The organism is Thalassospira profundimaris, from assembly GCF_003326795.1.
In the GTDB taxonomy this organism is placed as follows: Bacteria; Pseudomonadota; Alphaproteobacteria; order Rhodospirillales; family Thalassospiraceae; genus Thalassospira; species Thalassospira profundimaris_C.
Map to the genome: position 1 here is coordinate 666,471 of NZ_JPWI01000001.1, position 21,569 is coordinate 688,039.

Genomic DNA, 21,569 nt, shown 5'->3' on the forward strand with positions numbered 1-21,569 from the left:
ACAAGATCGTGAAAATCCATAATCAGGACAAGGCAGGCAAACGGGTCTATGATGGTCCGGCAATGGGGACATTGATATGCACCCCCGACATGGAAAAGGTCCGATCTGGCATGTCAAAGACCACCAAGGCGGTAAAATACATATCATTGTTGCTGGGGCTGGCATTCGGCCAGACAGCGATATTGTTGCCTGCCCAGGCCCAGAATTCCAAATTCACCGCAAGTTCTGCGCGCGGCGATATCCCTGTTTTTGCTGAAAACTACGACGGTGCGGAATTTTGTGCCAGCGGTACCATTGACGCGCCTTGCGATGTTGCCCCGGTCGATGTGCCGGAATTTGATGCAAGCTTCGTATATCGCTTTCTGGCTTATCACGCCCAGCGACCGTTTGACCGGTTTTCATGGCAGGGCTTTACCGCGCTGATGACGCCGCTTGATAAGCCCGATCAGCCCGCCTTGTGGGAAAGCTTCCCCACAAGGCGCGACCTGTTTTCCGAGGTTCCCTATCCGAACCCGACTTGTGCAGATGATCTGCCCGAAGGAACCCTGTTGCTGGCAAGCTATCTGCAAACGACCGGTGATGCATTGGTCGATCAGGCTGGAAATTTCGTGCTGTTTGAAACCCGCATAAATCCGGTTGCTGCCCGTTATATCCAGGACAACGACCTTGATCAGAAAACTGGTCGTGCCGCCTTTGCCAAGTCGGGCAATGCTATCGAATTTCCCAAAGGCAAGCTGTTTGACCCTGCATCAACAACCCTTGCGCGGGTCGAACCGGCAAAAGTCGGCCAGCCCGCAGATGCCAAGGATAGCGTCATTCCCCCGTCCGCACCGGGCGATATGGGCGCACAACTGCTGAAATTTGCCTGGCGGGTGCTGCCTGACGGGGCAAATGCCGTATCCCCGTCCGGGCAGGGTTATTACACCCGTCCGGCCCGCATTTCATTGGGGATGGATCAGACGCTTGACGGGAAACCCCAATGTCTGGATGTGACGGTCGCGCTTGTCGGTTTGCATCTGGTACAGCGCGTGGCCAGTGGCAATGGTGATCGCTGGATCTGGTCGAGTTTCGAGCATGTCAATAATGTACCCCTGGCGGCAAATGCCCGTCGTCCCAACAGTATTATTACCGATAATCCCTTTGCGGACGGGTGCCTTGCCCCGGATATCCAGGAAGACGATCAGGCCTACGCGTTTTACGGTCACCAGACGCAAAAAGGCATGGCTGCCAATCAGCCGACCCGCGGAAATGTGAAATGGGCTGATCAGCAACCCTTTGCGCGCATGGCATCCGGGGAACCGGTAAAAGGCCCCGACATTGTACGGTGCTGGCGACTGTTTTCAGGAACGGCCGAGGCCAACTTTATCTGGCAACGTAAACTCGAAGGCACGGTCTGGCAAAATTACATGCTGCTGGGCACGCAATGGATCGGTAATCCGGGCGGAGCAACATTCGGGGTTGGCGAAGTGCCGCGCTATCTGACCAACAGTACGCTTGAAAGCTTTATGCAGGATCAGGCGGATGCCACCTGTCTGGGCTGTCACACCCGTGCGCGGACCGATAGCGGACAGGTGTCGAACTTTACCTTCCTTCTGGATCCGCCATCCTGACCAGATCGCCAGATGCAAACAAAATCGGTGCAATCTGGATGGAAAAAGCACTATCATGTTGCCCAACATTTGCCGCAGCCAAAAACAAAGAACAGCGGTAAATTCAGGGAGGAAACATGCTGGCCAGTCGTAATGACTACGCGACGGTATGCTCGGATTTTGTCTGGGATGTGCCGTCTCACTTTAATATTGGCGTCGATGTTTGCGATAAATGGGCCGATGACCCGGATCGCCTGGCATTGATGCACCGCAGGCGCGATGGATCGCGTCGCGATTACACCTTCGCCCAGTTCAAACGTCTTTCAAATCGCTTTGCCAATGTCATGCGTCGTCATGGCATACGACGCGGGGACCGGGTGGGCATCTTGTTGCCACAAAGTCCCGAAACGGCGATTGCCCATATTGCAACCTATAAAATGGGCGGGATTGCCGTGCCGCTCTTTACCCTGTTCGGGGTGGATGCGCTGGAATATCGTCTGGGCAACTGTGCGGCCAAGGCTCTTGTGACGGACAAGGAAGGGGCTGCAAAGATCGCTGAAATCCGCGATCTGCTGCCCGCACTTGAATATGTCTATGTCATTGATGGTGCGCCTGATGGCTGCTTTGACTTCAAGGCACTTTCGGCAGAGGCCAGTGACGCGTTCGATGTTGTCAAAACCCGTGCTGATGAACCGGCCCTGATTATCTATACATCGGGCACTACCGGTCAGCCCAAAGGTGCACTTCACGCCCACCGTGTATTGCTGGGGCATCTGCCCGGTGTTGAAATGTCGCACGATTTCTTCCCCCAGGACGGCGATGTGATGTGGACGCCCGCCGACTGGGCATGGATTGGCGGGTTGCTTGATGTGTTGCTGCCAGCCTGGCATCACGGCGTTCCGGTCGTTGCCCACCGGTTTGAAAAGTTCACGCCCGAAGCTGCCTTAGAACTGATTGCGCAATACGGCGTGCGCAATACGTTCCTGCCGCCGACCGCGTTAAAGATGATGCGGGCCGCGGGTGACGAACTGGCGCAAAAATTCAATTGTAATCTTCGCTCTATTGCAAGCGGTGGTGAAACATTGGGTTCTGAACTTCTTGATTGGGGGCGTCGGGTTTTCGATGTCACGATCAATGAATTCTATGGTCAGACCGAATGCAATATGGTTGTCAGTTCCTGTCAGTCGATCATGGCGCCCAAACCCGGTGTCATGGGGCGTCCGGTGCCAGGCCACAATGTGGCAGTGATTGATCTGGGTGGAAATGTTCTGGCACCCGGTGAAATGGGCCGCATTGCAGTACGCGCGCCTGATCCGGTGATGTTTCTTGAATATTGGCGCAATCCCGAAGCCACCCGCGACAAATTTGTCGGTGAATGGCTTCTGACAGGTGACATGGGCTGTGTCGATGCCGATGGCTATATTCGCTTTGTCGGGCGCGATGACGATGTCATCAGCTCGGCGGGCTATCGCATCGGACCGGGCGAGATCGAAGACTGTCTGATCGCCCATCCTGCAATCCGCATGGCAGGTGTGATTGGCAAGCCTGATGACCAGCGCGGCCAGATCGTAAAGGCCTTTGTGGTGCTTGCCGATGGCTATGCCCAGACGGCCGAGCTTGAAAGCGACATCAAGGATTTCGTCAAAACCCGTCTGGCGGCCCATGAATATCCGCGCGAGATTGCCTTCCTTGATCAATTGCCAATGACAACAACCGGCAAGGTCGTCCGGCGCGCGTTGCGCGATCTGGCATGATGCAGGACTGAGCCGGATTTTGGTTTGGTATCAAAATGATTTTAAAATGAAAACAGGGCCGATCACATCAGATCGGCCCTGTTTTCGTATGTGTGCGGATCTGTCCGGATTATTCGTTACGCAAAAGCGGGGCTGCCGGAACGCGCAGGGCCTGCCAGGTGCCGACAAAGCCAGCCGCAAGGGTGGCAAACAACCCGATGCCGATCGGCCCAAAGATGGTCATTGGCAACAGAACCCAGTTGGCCCCCATCACCAGAACCAGTACCGACCATGCCGCAACCGATCCGACAAGGGCGGCAATTACCCCGGTCGCAAGGCCCAAAATCCCGTATTCCAGCGCATAGGCATAAAGAATGTTGGCCCGGGTTGCGCCAAGGGTCTTAAGCACCACAGCATCATAGATGCGTTTGCGACGCCCGGCGGCAACGGCTCCTGCCAGCACCAGAACACCGGCGACAATTGCAATCATGCTCGTTGCATTAAGCGCGGTTCCGATCCCGGCCAGAATGGCGTTGGCGGCTTCAAGCGCCTCACGCACGCGGATGGCCGACACATTCGGGAAGTCCAGCCCGATCAGGCGATCAACCGGTTCTTCCATTTCGCGCGGCATATGAGCCGTCGCAATCAGGCTATAGGGTGCCTTGTCGATCAGGCCCGGTGAAAACACCATCGCAAAATTCATGCGCAGGCTTTGCCATTCAACCTCGCGCCAGTTGGCGATTTCGGCGGTGATGTCGCGGCCCAGAATATTGACCGTGATGGTATCACCGGGCTCAAGGGCAAATGCATTGCCAATATCGGCACTGATCGACACCAGCGGCTTGCTGGCATCATCATAATCAGACGGCCACCATTCCCCGCGCACCAGCTTGGTTTCGGGGGGCGGGGTCGCGGCAAAGGTCAGGCCACGGTCCCCGCGCAGGAACCAGCGATCATCGCCCGGTCCGACATCATTGGCATCCACCCCGTCAATCGCGGTAACACGTCCGCGCAGCATCGGCGTTTGTTCGATATCCGAAACATTTTTCTGCTCGAGCAGCTCGGAGCGGAACTGATCAATCTGGTCGGGCCGGATATCAAGGAAGAAAAAGGCCGGCGCAGATTCAGGCAGGTTCTCATTGATCTCGTTATCAAGGTTGCCTTCGATCCCGGAAATGGTCACCAGCAAGGTCAACCCCAGTCCAAGTGAAAGGGCAACCGGAACCGTGCTGGCCCCCGGCCGATGCAGGTTGGCTAGTGCCAGCCGCGAAAACGCATCGCGCCCGGCAATAAACCGTTTCGAAAGAGATACAATGCTGCGCCCGGCATAGGTGAAAATCACCACGGCGGCAGCTGACCCGGCAATAAAGCCAAGGGCAATCACCTTGTCTGTCGCGGTAAGCACCGTCAGGACAAGCAACAGCACCAGTGGTATGCCGATATAGGGCAGGTCACGCTTGCGCACCGGGCTTCCGTTAAACAGTCCGGCACTGGCGCGGAACAGTCGGGCCGCCGGGATTTCGCGGGCGCGTAACAGCGATGGCAGGGCAAAGACCAAGGTGGTCAGTACGCCAAAGCTGGTTGCGATGATCAGCGACGGCAAAGCCGGGCCAAGGGTCACGTCAATCGGCAGACGCCCGGCCAGAAGCGGGGCGACAATTGCCGGGGTGATTGCCCCGATCAAAAGCCCGATGCCGATCCCGATCAGGGCCAGAACAAGGATTTGCAGGAAGTAGATCCGCAACACCAGTCCGTGTGATGCCCCGATTGATTTCAGGGTGGCGATCACGGATGTTTTGCTTTCGATATGGCTGCGCACCGCATTGGCGACACCAATGCCGCCGACCAGAAGGGCCGACAGGCCCACCAGCGTCAGAAACAGGGTCAGACGTTCAATGAAACGACGCAATCCCGGATTGGCATTGGCAGTATCACGGATACGCCATCCGGCATCTTCAAAGCGGTCTTCAATCCGTTCACGAAAGGCGGTTGGCGTGTCATTATCGTTCAAATCCAAAGCGTAATAATAGCGGATCAGGCTTCCGGGCTGGACCAGACCGGTCTCCATCAGGGCAGCTTTGGACACCATCAGACGCGGGCCGAAATTGAAAAATCCGACGGCCTTGTCAGGTTCCTTGGCAATGACGCCACGGATCTGAACATCGATATCGCCAAGCTTGACGGTGTCGCCGATCTGGATTTTCAGCCGTTCAAGCAAACCGGCCTCGGTCACGGCACCCCAAAGTCCGTCCTGTTTGTCGAGGACACCTTTAAAGGCAATCCCGTCAGCAAGTTCCATCTCGCCAAACAGCGGGTAGGCATCATCAACGGCCTTGAGCTCAACCAGTCGACGCTGATCTGGGCCATAGGCCGTGGTGCGCATGGTGGCAAGTTCACCAATGCGTTCGCTATTTTCCCGAAGCCAGTCAAGCTGTTCGCCTGTTGCTTCCATATGGGTCAGGCGCAGTTCAACATCGCCGCCCAAAAGCTTGCGCCCGTCGCGCTCCAGCGCCGAAAGAACGGATTCCGAAACGTTTCCAACCGCCGCAATCGCCCCGACACCCAGTGCCAGACAGGCAAGGAAAATGCGAAAGCCCGAAAGACCTCCCCGCAATTCCCGACGACAAACCCGCCAGGCAATCGACCAAAGGCGGTCATCGCTTGGAGATAAAGACTGATTGTTGCTCATGCCCGCGATTCCAGTTGCGAAACGATTTCGCCATCACGCAGCATCACCGTCCGGTCGCAGCGCTCGGCAAGGCTCGGATCATGGGTGATTAAAAGCAATGTCGATCCGCGGCGTTTGGTCAGATCAAACAGCAATTCGATAATCGTTTCACCGGTCGCACCATCAAGGTTGCCGGTCGGTTCATCGGCCAGCAAAAGTTCCGGATCGGTGGCAAGGGCACGGGCAAGGGCAACACGCTGTTGCTCGCCGCCCGACAATTGGCCGGGATAATGATCGGTGCGATGACCAAGCCCGACGAGTTCAAGCTCGGCACGGGCCTTTTCAAAGGCATCCTTGCGTCCGGCGAATTCCATCGGAAGTGCAACGTTTTCAAGTGCGCTCATTGTCGGGATCAGGTGGAAGTCCTGAAACACGATGCCGACATGGTGGCGGCGATAAAGGGCAAGCCCGTCTTCATCAAGCGCGCGTAAATCGTTGCCGCACACATTGACCACACCTTCCTGCGCTTGTTCCAATCCCGCAATAACCATCAAAAGCGATGTCTTGCCCGATCCGGATGGCCCGACCAGACTGACACGTTCTCCGGCATTCAGCGACAGGTCAACGCCCTTCAGAATCTCGACAATCCCTGCGGGCCCCTGCAGCCGAAGCTTCAGGTTACGCACATCAATTGTCTGTTGAGGGTTGCTGCCCGAAGAAACATCATTTTGTTCCGGGATCGCGGTGGTTTCGGTCACAGTCATTTCGGGTCCTATCGGGCTTGTCCGTTGCAAGATCATCAAAGCAGGTTACATAAGCTTACGGATCAGGACGTTTCTGGTTCAGATTTCTAATGATCTGAATGCGCTGTCACAGGGTAACCGGTTGGTAACCGGTGCGGCAAGGTGCCGCTATGATGACAGCATATGGGGTGAGATTTGTTATGAATTTGGCTTTCGGGCAAGATCACACTGTAATCGAGTTCACTGCGATCAAGGCCGTCGCACGTCGCTTAAGCGCCGCTCTGATGGCGGCCTTCCTTGCTGCTGCTGCCACCTTTGCTGCATCCTCATCTGTATCTGCAGCGGACAATCAGCCGCAAACCATTGTTTTATTTGGGGATAGCCTTATGGCGGGTTATGGGCTTTCCCATGAAGAGGGCTTTGCACCCAGACTCGAAGCAGCCCTGAAGGATGCCTTGAAGGATACCGGGCAGGATGTCCGGGTGATCAACAGTTCGGTTTCCGGAGATACCTCGGCGGCGGGGTTGGCCCGCCTTGACTGGGCGCTGGTCGATAAGCCCGATGCGGTGCTGCTTGAACTTGGCGCCAATGATGCCTTGCGCGGCGTGGAGCCATCCCAAACGCGCGACAATCTGGCCCGTATTATCGAAAAGCTGCGCGCCCAGGATATTGATATCCTGCTGGCGGGCATGATGGCGCCACCCAATATGGGGACGGCCTATGGTGATGAGTTCAATAGCATCTATCCGGATCTTGCCGGGCAATATGATATTGATTTATATCCATTTTTCCTTGATGGCGTAGCAGCCGACCCTGCGCTTAATCAGGATGACGGGATGCATCCCAATGCCGATGGGGTGGGCGTGATTGTCGAACGTATCCTGCCAGACATTATCAATCTGCTTGATGGTGCATCCTAAGGAACCCAGATACCCGGAACGCCCTGTCACCCTTGATGTGACGGGGCTTTTTCATGTCTGCTGCCAATGAATATGGCCTGATTGACTTGTGTGCTGATTTGCAAAGGCTGGATTTCCGTCTTGTGCGGCAGTCGTCTGCTTAACGTTTAGTCCATGCTCTGAAATTCGGATCGTTCCAAGGTCGTCAAACCAGCCGTGATCGGGATTTGCGGTATTCCAAGGGTTTGTGCGGCTTTGCGCCGGATTTTATGTGCGCACTCACCTTCGTCACACGCAATTTTGGCCGTGCGGGGTGATTAAAAACTGCATATGTAGGCAAAAACCATCAACAACCCGAAATGAATATGCGGGCTGATGGGAGGTGCGCGATATATTGTAGGTCTATGGCCATAAATATAAATAATAACAATTGGTTACGGAGAATTTTCCAGGATGCTGATTCACTGAAAAATCCGCCGAACAGGCCGTTTTACGGCCAAAAACACCCCGATTACTGTAAAATTAACATACCATTTACTTTCGGTTATGTTTCGAATTGGTCGCCTCATAACTGCGTATGTTGTTTTCTGATCGGGCATTGTATTTTCGGGTCCCGGATTTCGGATGACCGGAACCAGAAGGTTCCATTCCGGACGGCATGCCAAACCGGTGATTCATATGAATTACCCATTTGATTCAACAATTTAACCAAGTGCTGTGATCTGTTATGCACCATCTCCTGTGGATAAGTTTGTTGAATAAGTTTTTACCGAGTCGGCCGTTGGATTCTCTGGTGATTCGGCGAGAATGGCGCAATATCAGGGACTTGAATCATTTTTTCCGACTCCGGGGCCCTGTTTCGAGTCGCAATTTCTCCTGTGGATGAATCGGAAGCGATTCGAATTTGACTGCAAATGCAGTTGCAGCAAGCAGAACCGACAGATACACTTTGCGATACAGGATGTTTTTCATGGGCAAAACGATGAAAAACCGGGCGGGTATCCTGCAAAGGATCTACGCTTTATTGAATTAAATCAATAATTTATCAGAGGCATCCGGCGTGACCGCATCATCTGGCGTCAAACAATCCTACACCATCCCCTGTTCGTCGATTTTTCGTGATGCTGTCTTGCAACTGGCCGAGCGCCGCGGGGTCAATGCCGCCGATCTGGCCCGTTCGGTCATGCTGATCGTGCCGCAAAAGGCGATTGATGATTACGAAGATCCGGGCGACCCGCCAAAGGGCGACCGCGAAACCATTGTCCTGAAATCCGGCCCGGCCGAAGGCCGCCCCTGGCGTCGCAAGCCGCGTCTGCAATTGCGCCTGCCACCGGGATTTGCCGTGGTCACGGTGCGCAAGGCTTTGAAAATGGCCATTGATTTCGATGCGGGTGATGTGAATATGCGCGTCGAGAAATCCGATGTTCTGGCTGCGGAACGCGCGGCCCTTGAAGAAGCGCGCGCCCTTAAGAAACGTCAGGCAGAACCCCCCGTCGAACTTTTGCAATCGCGCGAGGAACTCGAACGACTGCGTCAGATCGTCGATAACCTTGCCTTTGATCCGCTTGATCGCGGGGTGACGACCTTTAACGAAGCGCTGCATGTCATGGGGTTTGCACCAAATGCCCGGCCTGATATGCGCGCCGTTCGGGCCAAATACCGTGTTCTTGCCGCCATCCACCATCCCGACAGTAATTATGGTTCCCATCAGCGGATGACACAGCTTAATGCGGCTATGGACTTGCTGCGCAAACACATTTCCTGATCATTGATGCCGATGGTTCGGGTCTTCTCCAAGCATGGCCCTTGTCGAAGAGTTGGGCCAATGCTTAGATATAGAAAAGCCATATCACACGGCATATGCCGTAACCGGAGAAAGCGGGCGCAAGACCCGGATCATCTGATCAGTCAAAAGCGGGAGAATGCATGACGGCGGAATTTCGGGCTGCACATGCCAGCGGGGAAAACTGGGCCTCTGTCGCCTCCGAGCTGGCCGAACTCTTGGAAAAAGAGCCATTGCCGTCTCAGGCCCTGGCTTTTTTGTATGTCTCCGAAGCCCTTTCCGACGATATCGGCAGTATTCTGACCTTTCTTCGGTCGCGGCTTTCTATTGAACACTGGGTCGGTACCGCCGGTGTCGGAGTGTGTGGATCGGGGCGGGCCTATTTCGGGGTTCCGGCTGCATCGGTGATGATTGCGCCCTTTGCCAATGACGAGTTTCATATTTTTGAGCCGCTTAAAACGGATAGCGACCTGGATGCACCGGAATTGCAAAGGGCGATTGATCGCCTGCAGCCGATCTTTGGTCTGGTGCATGGAGATCCGTCTGCGCCTGCAAGCCTTGCCACACTCTCGGAACTGGCAAGGATGGGCTCGACCTATCTGGTCGGCGGGATTGCGTCGGGTGAACGCGGCGCGCCACAGATTGCAGGCCGGGTTGTTGATGGCGGCCTTTCAGGTGTTCTGTTTGATGGCAAAACGACAGTTCAGGTCGGCATCAGTCAGGCCTGCACCCCGGTTGGCCCGGTGCATCGCGTCACCGAGGGACGCGAAGGGATTGTTGCCACCCTTGATGATCGTCCCGCCCTTGATGTGCTTAAAGAAGAACTTGATGCCGATGGCAGTGAACATTCTATTGTCTCGGGGCGCTATCACGCAGCCCTGATGGTGCCGGGATCCGATACCGGTGATTTTGTCGTCCGCAATCTGATGGGGATTGATCCCCATAACAATATGATCGCGATTAGTGGCGATGTGCAGGCAGGTGACGCCATCCGCTTTGTCCGTCGCGACGGGGCGGCGGCCGAACAGGATCTGCGACGGATGCTTTCGGAACTGCAAAAGCGCCTGCCGGGCAAACCGCGCGGTGCCCTTTATTGCAGCTGTGTCGCCCGTGGGCCGCACCTGTTTGGCACCGAAAGCCGCGAGATGATGATCATCCGCGATGAACTGGGTGACCTGCCATTGACCGGATTTTATGGCAATGGCGAAATCTGCAATGACCGCTTTTATGGCTATACCGGGGTTCTGACCCTGTTTGTCTAGGCGCGTGTTGGCCTCACATCCTTGTAAACTGCGCGTTAAATCCATACGCAATAAAGATTTTTTGCGTCAGGCGGTTTCATCACGTCTTTGACGGGATATATTCATACCATTGTGAAAAGTCGCATCCCGTCAGACACAAGATGTGCAGCCGTTTGGCGTCGGGATGCAAAAGGGGATTGATCTATGGAATTCCGTCGATTGGGACGTACTGACATTGATGTCAGTGTTATTTGCCTGGGTACGATGACCTGGGGCCAGCAGAATACGCAGGACGAAGCCTTCGAACAGCTTGATTACGCCACGTCAAACGAAGTCAATTTCATTGATACCGCCGAAATGTATCCGGTTCCGGCAATGGAGGAGACCTTTACCCGTACTGAGACCATCATTGGCAACTGGCTCGAAAAACGCGGGCGTCGGGATGATCTGGTGATTGCCACCAAGATCGTTGGTCCGGCGGATCGTTTTTCCTATGTCCGAAACGGGCCGCGTCTGACCCGTGCACAGATCAATGAGGCGATTGACGGATCGCTGTCGCGCCTGAAAACCGATTATGTCGATCTTTATCAGCTCCATTGGCCGGATCGTAATTCCAACTTCTTTGGCAAGCTTGGCTATGTCCATGACGCCGATGAGGAATTCACCCCGATCGAGGAAACCCTCGAAGCCCTCGACGGGCTGGTCAAGGCGGGCAAGGTGCGTCATATCGGGCTTTCGAACGAAAACCCGTGGGGTCTGATGAAGTTCCTTGAGCTGGCCGAAAAAAATGGCTGGCCACGTGTGGTTTCGGTTCAGAACCCCTATAGCCTTCTGACCCGTCATTATGAAGTCGGTATGGCCGAATGCTCGATCCGCGAAAATGCCGGTCTTCTGGCCTATTCACCGCTCGGTGGCGGGGCGCTTTCGGGTAAGTATCTGGGCGGAGCCCGTCCCGCAGGGACCCGCGTAGCCAAATGGCCCGAATATTTCACGCGTTACCAGACAGAAAACGGCATCAAATCGACCGAGGCCTATGTGAAACTTGCCAAGGATAACGGTCTTGATCCTTGCCAGATGGCGCTGGCCTATGTCAATTCGCGCCCGTTCCTGACCGCAAATATCATTGGCGCGACCAGCATGGAACATCTCAAGACCAATATCGGGTCGGCAAAGATTACGCTGTCAGAAGATGTTCTGAGCGAAATCGAAGCCATCCATCAGAAATGGCCCTATCCGTGCCCGTGATCAGCACGATCCGAACAGAACACTAATCGGGGCAGCCCGTTTCGGGCTGTTCCCAATCCATATATAAGGAGGCGGCGCATGGTTAAGCTTATCACTGGCAAGGAAGCCGATCTTGGTGCGTTTTCCGTGCGCCGCGTTCTGCCTCATCGTGATGTAAGGTCAGTTGGCCCGTTTGTGTTTTTCGATCATATGGGCCCGGCCGAATTTCAGCCCGGTCAGGGCATCGACGTTCCCCCGCATCCTCATATCTGTCTTGCAACTGTGACCTATCTGTTCAAGGGAGCGGTCCTTCATCGCGACAGTCTGGGCAGCAATCTTGAAATCACCCCGGGTGACCTCAATTGGATGAATGCCGGCAGTGGTATCACCCATTCCGAACGTGAAACGCCAGCCGTCCGCAATTCCGTCCATGAACTTGACGGATTGCAGCTTTGGGTCGCTGTGCCCGAGGAAGAGGAAGAGTCTGATCCGGCCTTCTATCATGTCGCAAAAAAAGACCTTCCGATCATCGAGGATGCCGGACTTCACATGCGCCTGATCGCCGGTGAGGCCTTTGGAAAAACCGCACCGGTGCCGGTCAAGTCCAAGCTTTACTATCTTGATGTTCACATGGATGAAGGCGCGCAATTGCTGCTTCCCGGCGAAAATCAGGAAGGGGCGGTCTATGTCGTTTCGGGCAGTCTCGCCATTGATGGCGAGACCTATGGTCCGGAAAGCTTTGTCTATATCGCCCCCGAAGAAATCCCCGATATCGTTGCCCAAAATGATTGCCGGGTGATGTTGCTGGGCGGATTGCCGCTTGGGCATCGCTTCCTGTGGTGGAACTTTGTTGCCAGCACCAGGGAACGGATCGAAAAGGCCAAGGCCGACTGGGCGTCGGGCAATTTCCCGCAGATCGATGGCGAGGATGATATTCTTCCGCTGCCCGGCCGTTCCACCGGCTAGCATCGGTTTCCGTTCTCGCCGTGCCACCAGAATAGAATTGGATACCCCATCATGCGTTTGTTTGTCGGCGTGGAAATTCCCGGCGATATCGCAGCCGAGCTTTATCCGCTTGCGCGCGGGATCAAGGGGCTGGATGCCCAGACCCCGGAAAACATGCATATCACCCTTAAATTCATCGGCAATGTGGATCCCGGTCTGGCCGCCGAGATTGATCAGGCCCTTTCCGATGTGGCCTTTGAACCGTTTGATCTTCAGGTCGACGGGCTCAATGTCTTTGCCTCAAGCCGCAAAATCCGCATCTTCTGGGCGGGTGTGAAAGATCAGCCAGTGATGCGCCGTCTGGCCCATCGGGTTGAAAATGCCCTTCTGGCCCTTGATGATTGTCCGGAACTCGATGCTCGCAAATTCACCCCGCATATCACGCTGGGCCGAAACCGCGATGCGGCGCGCGCCACCATCGAACAGGCGGTTGCCGATCACGTTGATCTGAGTTCGCGGGTTTTCACCATCGACCGGTTCTGCCTTTATGAAAGCCATTCGACCTCGGACGGGCCTGAATTCCGGGTGATTGCCGCCTATGACGGAACAGGTGCGCGGCCCCGAACCCCTGAGCTGATCGACGACTTTGCCACAGGTGACTTTGACGTGGATTTTCATAAAGGGGATTTCAGATGAAGCTCGGATTTATTGGCACCGGTGCCATCAGTGATGCCTTGATCCGCGGATTGCTGTCCTCGGACTATACGGTGACGGAAATTATCGTTTCGCACCGAAGCGCTGCCGTCTCGCGCAAGCTTGCCGACGACTTTGATATCGTCCGTGTACTTGAAGATAATCAGGCGATCATTGATCAGTCTGATCTGATCTTCCTTGCCGTCCTGCCACAAATTGCGCGCGATGTGCTTGAAAAGCTGCATGTGCCAGATGACAAAAAGCTCGTCAGTCTGATCGCCACCATCCCGATTGATGATATCAAAATCTGGCTTGGCACCGATGCGCAAATTGATCGCGCGATTCCCCTGCCGTCGGTCGAACATCATGCCTGTGTGACGGCGGTCTATCCGGGATCACCCGACGTCATCGAGCTGTTTGAAAAGCTTGGCGGGGCGGTTGCCGCCAAAACCATCGATGCCTTTGACGGCTATGCGGCCGGAAGTGCGCTGATGGCGACCTATTTCACGGTGCTTGAAAGTGCGGCCGACTGGATGGTTGGGCAGGGATCGGATGATGCCGATGCCAGACGTTATCTGGCCGCATTGTTTGCCGGTCTTGCTGAAAATACCACCAGATCACCGGATCAAAGCTTTGCCCAACTGGTCGATGGTCACTCCACACCGGGCGGTCTGAACGAACAGGTCGCCAGGGCCTTCGTACGCGAAAACGGGACATCTGCGATTCATGCCGCCCTTGATGAAGTCTTTGCCCGGATCAAGGCAGCGTCGAAATCCGGCTGACCGGAATTGAAAACGGGCAGTTCCATCGAACCGCCCGTTTTGCATTGATGTTTATATAAGGACCACGCCAAGTTGATCAGGCGGCTTTTGCCTTATTCTGGTAGCCAACTGTCAGGCGTTGTTGCGGGCTGTCATTGGTATCGACCAGATCCACCATCGCCACACCAAAATCGGCATAGGATATCCGCGCAACGCCATCATGATCGGGGACCAGCGTGTCGGTGCCGCGCACATAATGACGGGTTTTCTCGCCGGGAATCAGCATGGCGGGTGGACGCAGGCAGGTCCATTGTACATCGTCATACTGATCAAACAGGGCATCAACCTGTTCGCAGGCCTCGGCAATCGGACGGACGCTGTCGGGCAGGAAGTCCGGCGCGGTCAGAACCGTATGGCCGCTGCCATCGGCAAGTTTCAGGGTTGCCGCCCCGCCGGTCACAAAGATCGGCTTCCGGCTTTGACGCGCCGCATCCAGCAGCACCTTGGTCATTTCCGGCAACAGCCTTTCCTGACCGGGGGCGGGGCGCAGTGAACTGACCGCAACATCATGTTCGGCCAATACCTTTGTCACCTGTTGGGGATCGGCAAGGATATCGATGCTTTGACGGATAACCGTTTCGGGCAGGGCTGAAAGTTTTGCGGCATCACGCGCAATGGCCGTGACCTGATATCCGCGCAAAAGGGCTTCGGTCACGACTTCGCGGCCGACATCGCCGGTGGCGCCAAAAACAACGATTTTACGATTATGTGGGGCGGTGTTGGTCATGGGGCGTTCCTTTTCTGAATGGTGTTTTGGTGGTGCGTTATGATTTGGGGGTGGCAGCAAGGGGGCGTGTATTCGGGACGCTATCCGTTTTGGGTCGTGCCGCACGCTGTCCAAGCCAGATACTGATCAGGACAACAACAACACCGGCAATCTGAAGCGGCGATAACTGTTCGCCCAGAATGATCCAGCCCAGAAGAACCGCACTGGTCGGGCTCAGGAAGCCAAAGCTTGTCACCGTGGTCGGACCAAGCCGGGCAATGCCGCGGAACCACAGGAAATAGGTCAGTGCCGCCCCGATCAGTCCCAGCCATACCAGACCGGCAATATTGGTGGGCGTCGGCATCGGGAAGCCCGGCTCGACAATCAGGACAACCGGGATCAAAAGGATACCGCCCGCAGTCAATTGCCATGCCGTAAAGGTCAGGGGTGAAACCGGCGGCTGCCATTTCCGGGTCAGGACTGTGCCCGCCGCCATCGAAAGCGCACCCAGAAGGGCTGCTATAATGCCAATCGGATCAAGGCTTGCCGACGGACCAAGGACCAGCATCGCAACCCCGATCAGGCCTGAAACTGCGGCAAGAATGCCCAGCATCGTGATGGTGTTGCCCAGCGTATAGCGCGCAAGAAACAGTACAAGCAGTGGCTGAATGGCACCAAGGGTTGCCGCAACCCCGCCCGGCAGGCGATAGGCCGCAACAAACAGCATGGCCCAGAAAACCGCAAAGTTCAGGGCGCCAAGGATGAAAACCCGGCCCCGCCATCCCGCACCGGGAAGCTGGCGCACCACCAGCAACAGGATCAATCCGGCGGGCAATGCGCGCAAAAGCGAAACGGTCAACGGATAGCCATGCGGCAGCATTTCCGTCGCAACGATATAGCTGCTGCCCCAGATCACCGGGGCAATCGCCGTAAGCAATAAGTCAGTTGTTCTATTCATGGTGGCATCTCCATTTATCTTGACGTCAAGATATATTCAGAAATCTTGACGTCAAGATAAATTTTCGGCATATCCTCAAGCCATGGAAAGCAGCACCGACAAAATTGACCGTATTCTTGCGCAATGGCGCCGCGAACGCCCCGACCTTGACGTCACCCAGATGGGGGTCATTGGTCGTCTGGGGCGGTTGCGCAATATCCTGATGATGGAGCTTGATCGTGTGTTCAGGCAACACGATCTCAATGGCGCAAGCTTTGATGTGCTCGCCACCCTTCGCCGGTCCGGTCCGCCCTATGCGCTAAGCCCGTCGCAACTGATCGAATGGACGATGGTGACATCGGGCACCATGACCAATCGGCTCGACAAGCTGGAAGAGGCTGGTCTGATCACGCGTCAGCGCAACCCGGAAGACGGTCGTGGCTTTGTTGTTGCCCTCACACCACTCGGGTTTGAGATGATTGATGCCGCGGTCACCGACCACGTTGCCAATCAGCACCGCTTGCTTGAAGGTCTGAGTTCCGATGAAATGGGCCAGCTTGACGGGCTTTTGCGGAAATGGCTGGCCGCCGTTTCCGACAAGGACGTGTCAGAGCAATAGACAAACAACATTATCTCGCAGGATGTCATGCGCGTGTTCAGGTCTGAAATTTTCGGGGATTTTGGTCAGTGGCAGAGAGGAGGGGATTCGAACCCCTGAGGGGCTTACACCCCAACACGCTTTCCAGGCGTGCGCCTTAAACCACTCGGCCACCTCTCCACATGCGATCTTGTATATATCGCGAAAGCGGGCGGACATTAGCCGACCCGACCTTGCTTGACAAGGCCCAATAAGCCTCTTTTTTCACTTTCGTGAAATCCGTCTGATTCCAAAGGCAAAACCGGGCGAGTAATGGTGGATTGACCGGTGCAAACCCTTGGTAAGCCGGGCTTTGGCGTGATCTTTACTTCTTGTTGATCTCTGGGCCGTAAGGTTTCACGTTAGGATTTTGGTTTGCACTGTCTTTGCACGCGACGTCTCACCCCTTTACGTCCATGGGGCAGAGAAGCTAGGCTGTGGACAGTGTATGCTAATATAAACCCCGTGCGCGGGCGTCTGGAGAGGACAATGTGGGTTTTTAGAGTGTTGGGATGGGTCTTGCTGTTTGCCAGCCTTGCGGTGCTGGTAGACGATTCCATTACGGCACTTCAAACAGGTAGCTTTCGTCTGGTTGCGGCCGGCGAGCTCTGGTATCGCCTCGATGCCGGAAGCCTGAACCTGTTGCAATCCGTCGTCCAGCGCTACATTTCTTCCTGGGTATGGGACAATATATTTGTTCCGGTTCTGCTGGCCCCTGCACTGGTGGTTCTGATCGTGCCGTCCTTCATCCTTTTGTTGCTGACCCGCAAACGTAAACGCCAGCGGATTTTCTGATCCCGGCATTTTTGCGGACGTATCTGTCCAATCCTGTCCTTCCATTTACGGATTTAACGTTGCCCCGCCTTCGGGGTGCATGCGTACTCTCGCTTATCCCGAATGGGTTCTTAATAAGCGATTTAGCCCAATGTCGGCTTGTCTGTGCGGATGGTGCGCGTCAAACTGTTGCGCGCAATAGGCAAAAGACAGGGAACCGGCATGAAGGCATGGATTTGCAAGGCATTTGGCGAAGAACCACATTTGATCGACTGTCCCGATCCGGTCCCCGGTCCGGGGCAGGTGGTGATTGATGTTGCGGCCTGTGGTGTCAATTTCGCCGATACCCTGATCCTGCAAGGCAAATATCAAAAGCGCCCCGATGGCCCGTTTTCACCCGGCTTTGAAGTCAGCGGAACCATCCGGGCGATTGGCCCCGATGTTCGCGGTATTGCGGTTGGGGACCGGGTCATGGCGCTGCCCGATTGGGGTGGTTTCGCCCAATGTGTGATTGCCGATGCCGCAACCGTGATCCCGTTATCTGATGATGTTGATTTTGATGCGGCGGCAGCATTTCAGATTGCCTATGGAACAAGCTGGTTTGTATTGAAATATCGCGCCAACATCGTGCCGGGCGATATTGTTCTTGTCCACGGTGCGGCGGGGGGCGTTGGTCTGACGGCAGTCGAATGCGCCAAATTGCTTGGTGCCAGGGTGATTGCAACGGCGGGCGGGGCCGATAAATGCCAGATCGCGCGGGATCATGGCGCTGATCACGTAATTGATTACAAGGTCGAGAATATCCGTGATCGGGTGCGCGAGATCGCCGCAAGCCTTGGCCAACCTGCCGGGGTGGATGTGGTCTATGATCCGGTTGGCGGCGATGTGTTTGATCAAAGCCTGCGCTGTGTTGCGCCGGGGGCGCGGATGTTGCTGATCGGTTTTGCCAGTGGCACGGTGCCACAAATCCCGGCCAATATCCTTCTGGTCAAGAATGTCTCGGCCATCGGGTTCTATTTCGGGGCCTATCTTGACCAAAATCCCGACACCGCGCGCAAGGGTATGAGTGAACTGCTGGAACTCCTGCGAAGCGGGAAAATCGCACCAATGATTTCGGCCAGATACCCGCTTGAAGAGGCCATGCTGGCCCTTGAGGCGATCCGCAATCGCACCGCGACCGGCAAACTTGTCATCATGATGCCCGATGCCAAGTGAACTGGCGGATTTTATTAATTAATTCCTTGGTATAGGATGGTGACGTCCCAACCACTTCTCTGCTGGAATTTGCGGTAATGCCCGACGACAAAAAGAGCGCCGATGCTGTGCAATCGTCTGAAAAGACGCGTGACCAGTACGAGACATATCCCTATCCGGCACGCAACCCGGAAGACGAAGACAAAAGGCTGGTCACCGGATCGCCCGGCAACTGGGACGAGGTTGTTCATTTCGTCTTTGGCGGGCGCGATCCGTCATCGAAGGGCAAGATCAAGATTCTGGTTGCTGGTGGCGGAACGGGGGATGCGCTTGTCATGCTGGCCCAGCAGGCCCGGGACCGCAAGGCAAAGGCCGAAATCGTCTATATCGATCTGTCCGAAAGCTCGCGCGAGATTGCCGAAGCCCGCATCAAGCGCCGCAACCTTGAAAAGAATGTTACCTTTGTTACGGGCTCCTTCGTCGATCTGGCCAAGGAATATGGTCCGTTTGACTATATTGATTGCTGCGGGGTGCTGCATCATCTGCCTGATCCCGATGCGGGGTTGCGTACGCTGACCGATGCGCTCAAACCCAATGGCGGTATGGGGCTTATGGTCTATGGCGAGCTTGGCCGTCAGGGCGTCTATCACATGCAGGAAATGATGGAGCGCCTCAATGCCGAGGCTGGCGGCGCACGCCGACTTCATTTCGGCAAGGCGCTTTTCAATTCATTGCCTGGCACCAACTGGCTTAAACGCAATCCGTTTATCGGCGATCATATCCATGGCGGTGATGCCGGTTTCTATGACCTGTTGCTCCATCAGCAGGATCGTGCCTATCGCGTTGACGAGGTGTTTGATTTTGTTGAACAGGCCGGTTTGCGCCTGCAAAGCTTTATCGAGCCGATGCGCTATGACCCGACCACCTATTGTTCGCGCCATGATGTTCTGGAAAAGGCCGTCCATGTGCCGTTCCGTGAACGCGCAGCCCTTGCCGAACTGATGGCAGGCAATATCACCAAGCACATCTTTTATGTGGTCAAGGCAAAGAACAAGGTCAAACCGCCGGTCCCGGACGAAGATGCCATTCCGTTCTTTACCCGTGTGGATGGTGCTGCCCTTGCGCGATCGGTTGCCAAATCGGGCAATATCAAGATCACCTTTACCGGGCTTTCGGTGACCCGCACCATGCCTGCCGCATCACCGGCGATCCTGTCGCGCATTGATGGCAAGCGATCCATCCGGGATATTTACGAGATGTTTGATCCAAAACCGGAAAAGTTCGAGTTCAACGCGCAATTTGCCGTGATGTATTCGGTCCTGAATGCGGCGAACCTGATGTATCTGCGCTACCCGGACAAGAAATAGGTCAGCCGCAGAACGCGCGTGCACCGAAAACAGACTCCAAAAAAGAATTGCCGGTCACCAGGGGAGTGACCGGCAATCTCATACGCGGTTGCCAACGGGGGGTGTTGGTCATTGCGTTCAGGGAGAAGAAGAATTCCAAACCTTATTTCGGGCTCGGGACCTTCAGAATGCTCAGAAGAGCATCAAGCACCTGCAGGGGGAATGAAAGGGACCCCTGCAAGCGGAAAACGGGGGCAGACATGATACATACTCTGTTATGCGCCGGGGCGCGGGGTTTGTTCCGTACTTACGCGACTTACGCTTTCCAGAACGGTTTTGCAGCTTCGCGACGGGCGTCATAGACGTTCCAGCCGATATCGCGCAGCATACGGGCATCCATCAGGCCAAGCTTCTTGCGCAGGTCATGGCGTTTGTACCATTCGCGCGGCAAATCCATCAGGCTGACGGTATTGTGATGACGACGGGTTGCGACAAATGCGCCTGCTTCTTTGGTGATCGCGACCATGATTCTGTTCCTTTTCAATCGAGGCCTGCTCTCGGTATTTCAGCGGCCTTGCATCTGTCATGCGTGTGTCTGATTTCCTTGAACCCAGAGTTACGCCGAAAAATACTTGCGCTCAAACCATCTTTTGTCATCATTACATGAGTTTTTATCATGCAAAGTCGTTGTCATGAAACGCCGTCCATTGCCGCTAAATGCGCTCCGTGCCTTTGAAGTTGCCGGTCGTCTTGAAAGTTTCACCAAAGCGTCACATGAGCTTAACGTGACCCAAGGTGCAATCAGTCGACAGGTGCAGCATCTTGAAGACGTTTTGGGGCGTAAACTTTTTGAGCGCCATCATCGAAGCCTGAAACTTACACGCGCCGGGCGGAACCTTCTTGACGGGTTGACCCCGGCCTTTGACGCGATTGAAAATGCGGTGGCCAAGGTCGAAGACCGGGCGGACGACACACAGCTTTCCGTTCTTGCCCCGCTGACTTTTTCGATGCGCTGGATTGTGCCACGGCTGGGGCGTTTTCAGATGGAGCATCCCGATCTTCAGGTACAACTGGGCACCTATAATGATGACAAGGCCCCGGTGGATTTCAACGAGGTCGACATTGCCGTGCGCTTTGCCGACACCCAGGATGAACAACTGGTCCATGAATTCCTGACCGGCGAGCGGCTTTTGCCGGTCTGTCATCCCGATCTGGCCAGACAACTCAAAACCCCCGAAGACCTTGCCGGAGTAACCCTTTTGCATTGTTCGGCACAGCGTGAAGACTGGCATATCTGGCTGGACGGGACCGGGGTTGCCGGGGTCGATGCGGATCACGGGCCGGTCTTTGCCACCCTCGATATGGCGATGGAGGCTGCGGCAAGCGGGTTCGGTGTGGTCATTTCCGACCCGGCAATGATCGGGGAATATGTTGTGACCAACCGTTTGACCGTGCCGTTCGATTTGCCGGTCGACAGTCCCTATGCCTATTCACTCTGTTATCCGCAGGGGCGACTGGAAAGGCGCAAGGTCCGGGCCTTTCGCAATTGGTTGATGGGTGAAATCAAAATTGAAACCGAACGGCGAAAACTGGCGCAAAAGGCATCACAATCATCATGATGCCTTGAAATTGAACC

The 21,569-nt window shown here is 55.3% G+C and carries 19 protein-coding genes and 1 tRNA gene; 14 read left to right on the forward strand and 6 right to left on the reverse strand.

What is annotated here, in order from left to right:
• Window positions 1–8 precede the first annotated feature (8 nt).
• Both TH30_RS03130 and TH30_RS03135 read left to right on the forward strand, forming a co-directional pair.
• The gene (locus tag TH30_RS03130) at window positions 9–1,610 is read left to right on the forward strand and encodes a hypothetical protein (protein WP_258548586.1); all 1,602 of its coding nucleotides are present in this window, start codon (window positions 9–11) and stop codon (window positions 1,608–1,610) included.
• A gap of 116 nt (window positions 1,611–1,726) precedes the next feature.
• Window positions 1,727–3,343, forward strand: coding sequence for an acyl-CoA synthetase (locus TH30_RS03135; protein ID WP_114096599.1), 1,617 nt, complete (start codon window positions 1,727–1,729; stop codon window positions 3,341–3,343).
• Between the two features lie 109 nt (window positions 3,344–3,452).
• Here TH30_RS03135 and TH30_RS03140 read toward each other — a convergent pair whose 3' ends face one another.
• On the reverse strand, window positions 3,453–6,011 hold the full coding sequence (locus tag TH30_RS03140) for an ABC transporter permease (protein WP_114096600.1): 2,559 nt from the start codon (window positions 6,009–6,011) through the stop codon (window positions 3,453–3,455).
• Complete coding sequence (locus TH30_RS03145; protein ID WP_114096601.1) at window positions 6,008–6,754, reverse strand: ABC transporter ATP-binding protein; 747 nt, start codon at window positions 6,752–6,754, stop codon at window positions 6,008–6,010. The genes TH30_RS03140 and TH30_RS03145 overlap by 4 nt, the downstream gene beginning before the upstream one ends.
• Before the next feature lie 179 nt (window positions 6,755–6,933).
• Between TH30_RS03145 and TH30_RS03150 the strand changes: the two genes are divergently transcribed.
• The 7 genes from TH30_RS03150 to TH30_RS03180 all read left to right on the forward strand — a co-directional run bounded on the left by TH30_RS03150 (window position 6,934) and on the right by TH30_RS03180 (window position 14,300).
• Window positions 6,934–7,653 carry an arylesterase gene (locus TH30_RS03150; RefSeq protein WP_114096602.1) on the forward strand — a complete coding sequence of 240 codons (720 nt, stop codon included), beginning with the start codon at window positions 6,934–6,936 and terminating at the stop codon, window positions 7,651–7,653.
• A gap of 1,039 nt (window positions 7,654–8,692) precedes the next feature.
• Entirely contained in the window at window positions 8,693–9,397 is a 705-nt protein-coding gene (locus tag TH30_RS03155; protein WP_114096603.1) for a J domain-containing protein, read from the forward strand.
• A 161-nt stretch (window positions 9,398–9,558) separates the two neighbouring features.
• On the forward strand, window positions 9,559–10,677 hold the full coding sequence (locus tag TH30_RS03160) for an FIST signal transduction protein (protein WP_114096604.1): 1,119 nt from the start codon (window positions 9,559–9,561) through the stop codon (window positions 10,675–10,677).
• A 183-nt stretch (window positions 10,678–10,860) separates the two neighbouring features.
• Complete coding sequence (locus TH30_RS03165; RefSeq protein ID WP_114096605.1) at window positions 10,861–11,901, forward strand: NADP(H)-dependent aldo-keto reductase; 1,041 nt, start codon at window positions 10,861–10,863, stop codon at window positions 11,899–11,901.
• 78 nt (window positions 11,902–11,979) lie between these two features.
• Window positions 11,980–12,846: a pirin family protein gene (locus tag TH30_RS03170; RefSeq protein ID WP_114096606.1), complete on the forward strand. Its 867-nt coding sequence runs from the start codon at window positions 11,980–11,982 to the stop codon at window positions 12,844–12,846.
• A 51-nt stretch (window positions 12,847–12,897) separates the two neighbouring features.
• Window positions 12,898–13,521 (forward strand): RNA 2',3'-cyclic phosphodiesterase, encoded by a 624-nt coding sequence (gene thpR, locus TH30_RS03175; protein ID WP_114096607.1) that lies wholly within the window; start codon window positions 12,898–12,900, stop codon window positions 13,519–13,521.
• Window positions 13,518–14,300: a pyrroline-5-carboxylate reductase gene (locus TH30_RS03180; protein ID WP_114096608.1), complete on the forward strand. Its 783-nt coding sequence runs from the start codon at window positions 13,518–13,520 to the stop codon at window positions 14,298–14,300. Before thpR ends, TH30_RS03180 begins: the two co-directional genes overlap by 4 nt.
• Before the next feature lie 76 nt (window positions 14,301–14,376).
• Here TH30_RS03180 and TH30_RS03185 read toward each other — a convergent pair whose 3' ends face one another.
• Window positions 14,377–15,066, reverse strand: coding sequence for an NAD(P)-dependent oxidoreductase (locus TH30_RS03185; RefSeq protein WP_114096609.1), 690 nt, complete (start codon window positions 15,064–15,066; stop codon window positions 14,377–14,379).
• 37 nt (window positions 15,067–15,103) lie between these two features.
• Window positions 15,104–16,003, reverse strand: coding sequence for an EamA family transporter (locus TH30_RS03190; protein WP_114096610.1), 900 nt, complete (start codon window positions 16,001–16,003; stop codon window positions 15,104–15,106).
• A gap of 82 nt (window positions 16,004–16,085) precedes the next feature.
• Between TH30_RS03190 and TH30_RS03195 the strand changes: the two genes are divergently transcribed.
• The gene (locus tag TH30_RS03195) at window positions 16,086–16,601 is read left to right on the forward strand and encodes a MarR family winged helix-turn-helix transcriptional regulator (RefSeq protein WP_114096611.1); all 516 of its coding nucleotides are present in this window, start codon (window positions 16,086–16,088) and stop codon (window positions 16,599–16,601) included.
• A gap of 69 nt (window positions 16,602–16,670) precedes the next feature.
• Here TH30_RS03195 and TH30_RS03200 read toward each other — a convergent pair.
• Window positions 16,671–16,760 (reverse strand) — tRNA-Ser (locus tag TH30_RS03200).
• A gap of 348 nt (window positions 16,761–17,108) precedes the next feature.
• Between TH30_RS03200 and TH30_RS03205 the strand changes: the two genes are divergently transcribed.
• From TH30_RS03205 to TH30_RS03215, 3 genes are all read left to right on the forward strand, one after another.
• Window positions 17,109–17,414 carry a hypothetical protein gene (locus tag TH30_RS03205; protein ID WP_114096612.1) on the forward strand — a complete coding sequence of 102 codons (306 nt, stop codon included), beginning with the start codon at window positions 17,109–17,111 and terminating at the stop codon, window positions 17,412–17,414.
• Between the two features lie 201 nt (window positions 17,415–17,615).
• Entirely contained in the window at window positions 17,616–18,608 is a 993-nt protein-coding gene (locus tag TH30_RS03210; protein WP_114096888.1) for an NADPH:quinone oxidoreductase family protein, read from the forward strand.
• A gap of 77 nt (window positions 18,609–18,685) precedes the next feature.
• Entirely contained in the window at window positions 18,686–19,954 is a 1,269-nt protein-coding gene (locus tag TH30_RS03215) for a class I SAM-dependent methyltransferase (protein ID WP_114096613.1), read from the forward strand.
• A 295-nt stretch (window positions 19,955–20,249) separates the two neighbouring features.
• Here the strand turns inward: TH30_RS03215 and TH30_RS03220 are convergent, their stop codons facing one another.
• Window positions 20,250–20,459, reverse strand: a complete 210-nt coding sequence (locus TH30_RS03220; RefSeq protein WP_114096614.1) for a DUF1127 domain-containing protein — start codon at window positions 20,457–20,459, stop codon at window positions 20,250–20,252.
• A gap of 166 nt (window positions 20,460–20,625) precedes the next feature.
• Between TH30_RS03220 and TH30_RS03225 the strand changes: the two genes are divergently transcribed.
• On the forward strand, window positions 20,626–21,552 hold the full coding sequence (locus TH30_RS03225; protein WP_114096615.1) for a LysR substrate-binding domain-containing protein: 927 nt from the start codon (window positions 20,626–20,628) through the stop codon (window positions 21,550–21,552).
• Window positions 21,553–21,569 lie beyond the last annotated feature (17 nt).

Excerpts from the sequence above, each read along its gene's own strand:
- TH30_RS03135 (WP_114096599.1), top strand. The coding sequence starts at position 1,727 with ATGCTGGCCAGTCGTAATGACTACGCGACGGTATGCTCGGATTTTGTC.
- TH30_RS03140 (WP_114096600.1), bottom strand. The coding sequence starts at position 6,011 with ATGAGCAACAATCAGTCTTTATCTCCAAGCGATGACCGCCTTTGGTCG.
- TH30_RS03145 (WP_114096601.1), bottom strand. The coding sequence starts at position 6,754 with ATGACTGTGACCGAAACCACCGCGATCCCGGAACAAAATGATGTTTCT.
- TH30_RS03150 (WP_114096602.1), top strand. The coding sequence starts at position 6,934 with ATGAATTTGGCTTTCGGGCAAGATCACACTGTAATCGAGTTCACTGCG.
- TH30_RS03160 (WP_114096604.1), top strand. The coding sequence starts at position 9,559 with ATGACGGCGGAATTTCGGGCTGCACATGCCAGCGGGGAAAACTGGGCC.
- TH30_RS03165 (WP_114096605.1), top strand. The coding sequence starts at position 10,861 with ATGGAATTCCGTCGATTGGGACGTACTGACATTGATGTCAGTGTTATT.
- TH30_RS03170 (WP_114096606.1), top strand. The coding sequence starts at position 11,980 with ATGGTTAAGCTTATCACTGGCAAGGAAGCCGATCTTGGTGCGTTTTCC.
- thpR (WP_114096607.1), top strand. The coding sequence starts at position 12,898 with ATGCGTTTGTTTGTCGGCGTGGAAATTCCCGGCGATATCGCAGCCGAG.
- TH30_RS03180 (WP_114096608.1), top strand. The coding sequence starts at position 13,518 with ATGAAGCTCGGATTTATTGGCACCGGTGCCATCAGTGATGCCTTGATC.
- TH30_RS03185 (WP_114096609.1), bottom strand. The coding sequence starts at position 15,066 with ATGACCAACACCGCCCCACATAATCGTAAAATCGTTGTTTTTGGCGCC.
- TH30_RS03190 (WP_114096610.1), bottom strand. The coding sequence starts at position 16,003 with ATGAATAGAACAACTGACTTATTGCTTACGGCGATTGCCCCGGTGATC.
- TH30_RS03195 (WP_114096611.1), top strand. The coding sequence starts at position 16,086 with ATGGAAAGCAGCACCGACAAAATTGACCGTATTCTTGCGCAATGGCGC.
- TH30_RS03205 (WP_114096612.1), top strand. The coding sequence starts at position 17,109 with ATGTGGGTTTTTAGAGTGTTGGGATGGGTCTTGCTGTTTGCCAGCCTT.
- TH30_RS03210 (WP_114096888.1), top strand. The coding sequence starts at position 17,616 with ATGAAGGCATGGATTTGCAAGGCATTTGGCGAAGAACCACATTTGATC.
- TH30_RS03215 (WP_114096613.1), top strand. The coding sequence starts at position 18,686 with ATGCCCGACGACAAAAAGAGCGCCGATGCTGTGCAATCGTCTGAAAAG.
- TH30_RS03220 (WP_114096614.1), bottom strand. The coding sequence starts at position 20,459 with ATGGTCGCGATCACCAAAGAAGCAGGCGCATTTGTCGCAACCCGTCGT.
- TH30_RS03225 (WP_114096615.1), top strand. The coding sequence starts at position 20,626 with ATGAAACGCCGTCCATTGCCGCTAAATGCGCTCCGTGCCTTTGAAGTT.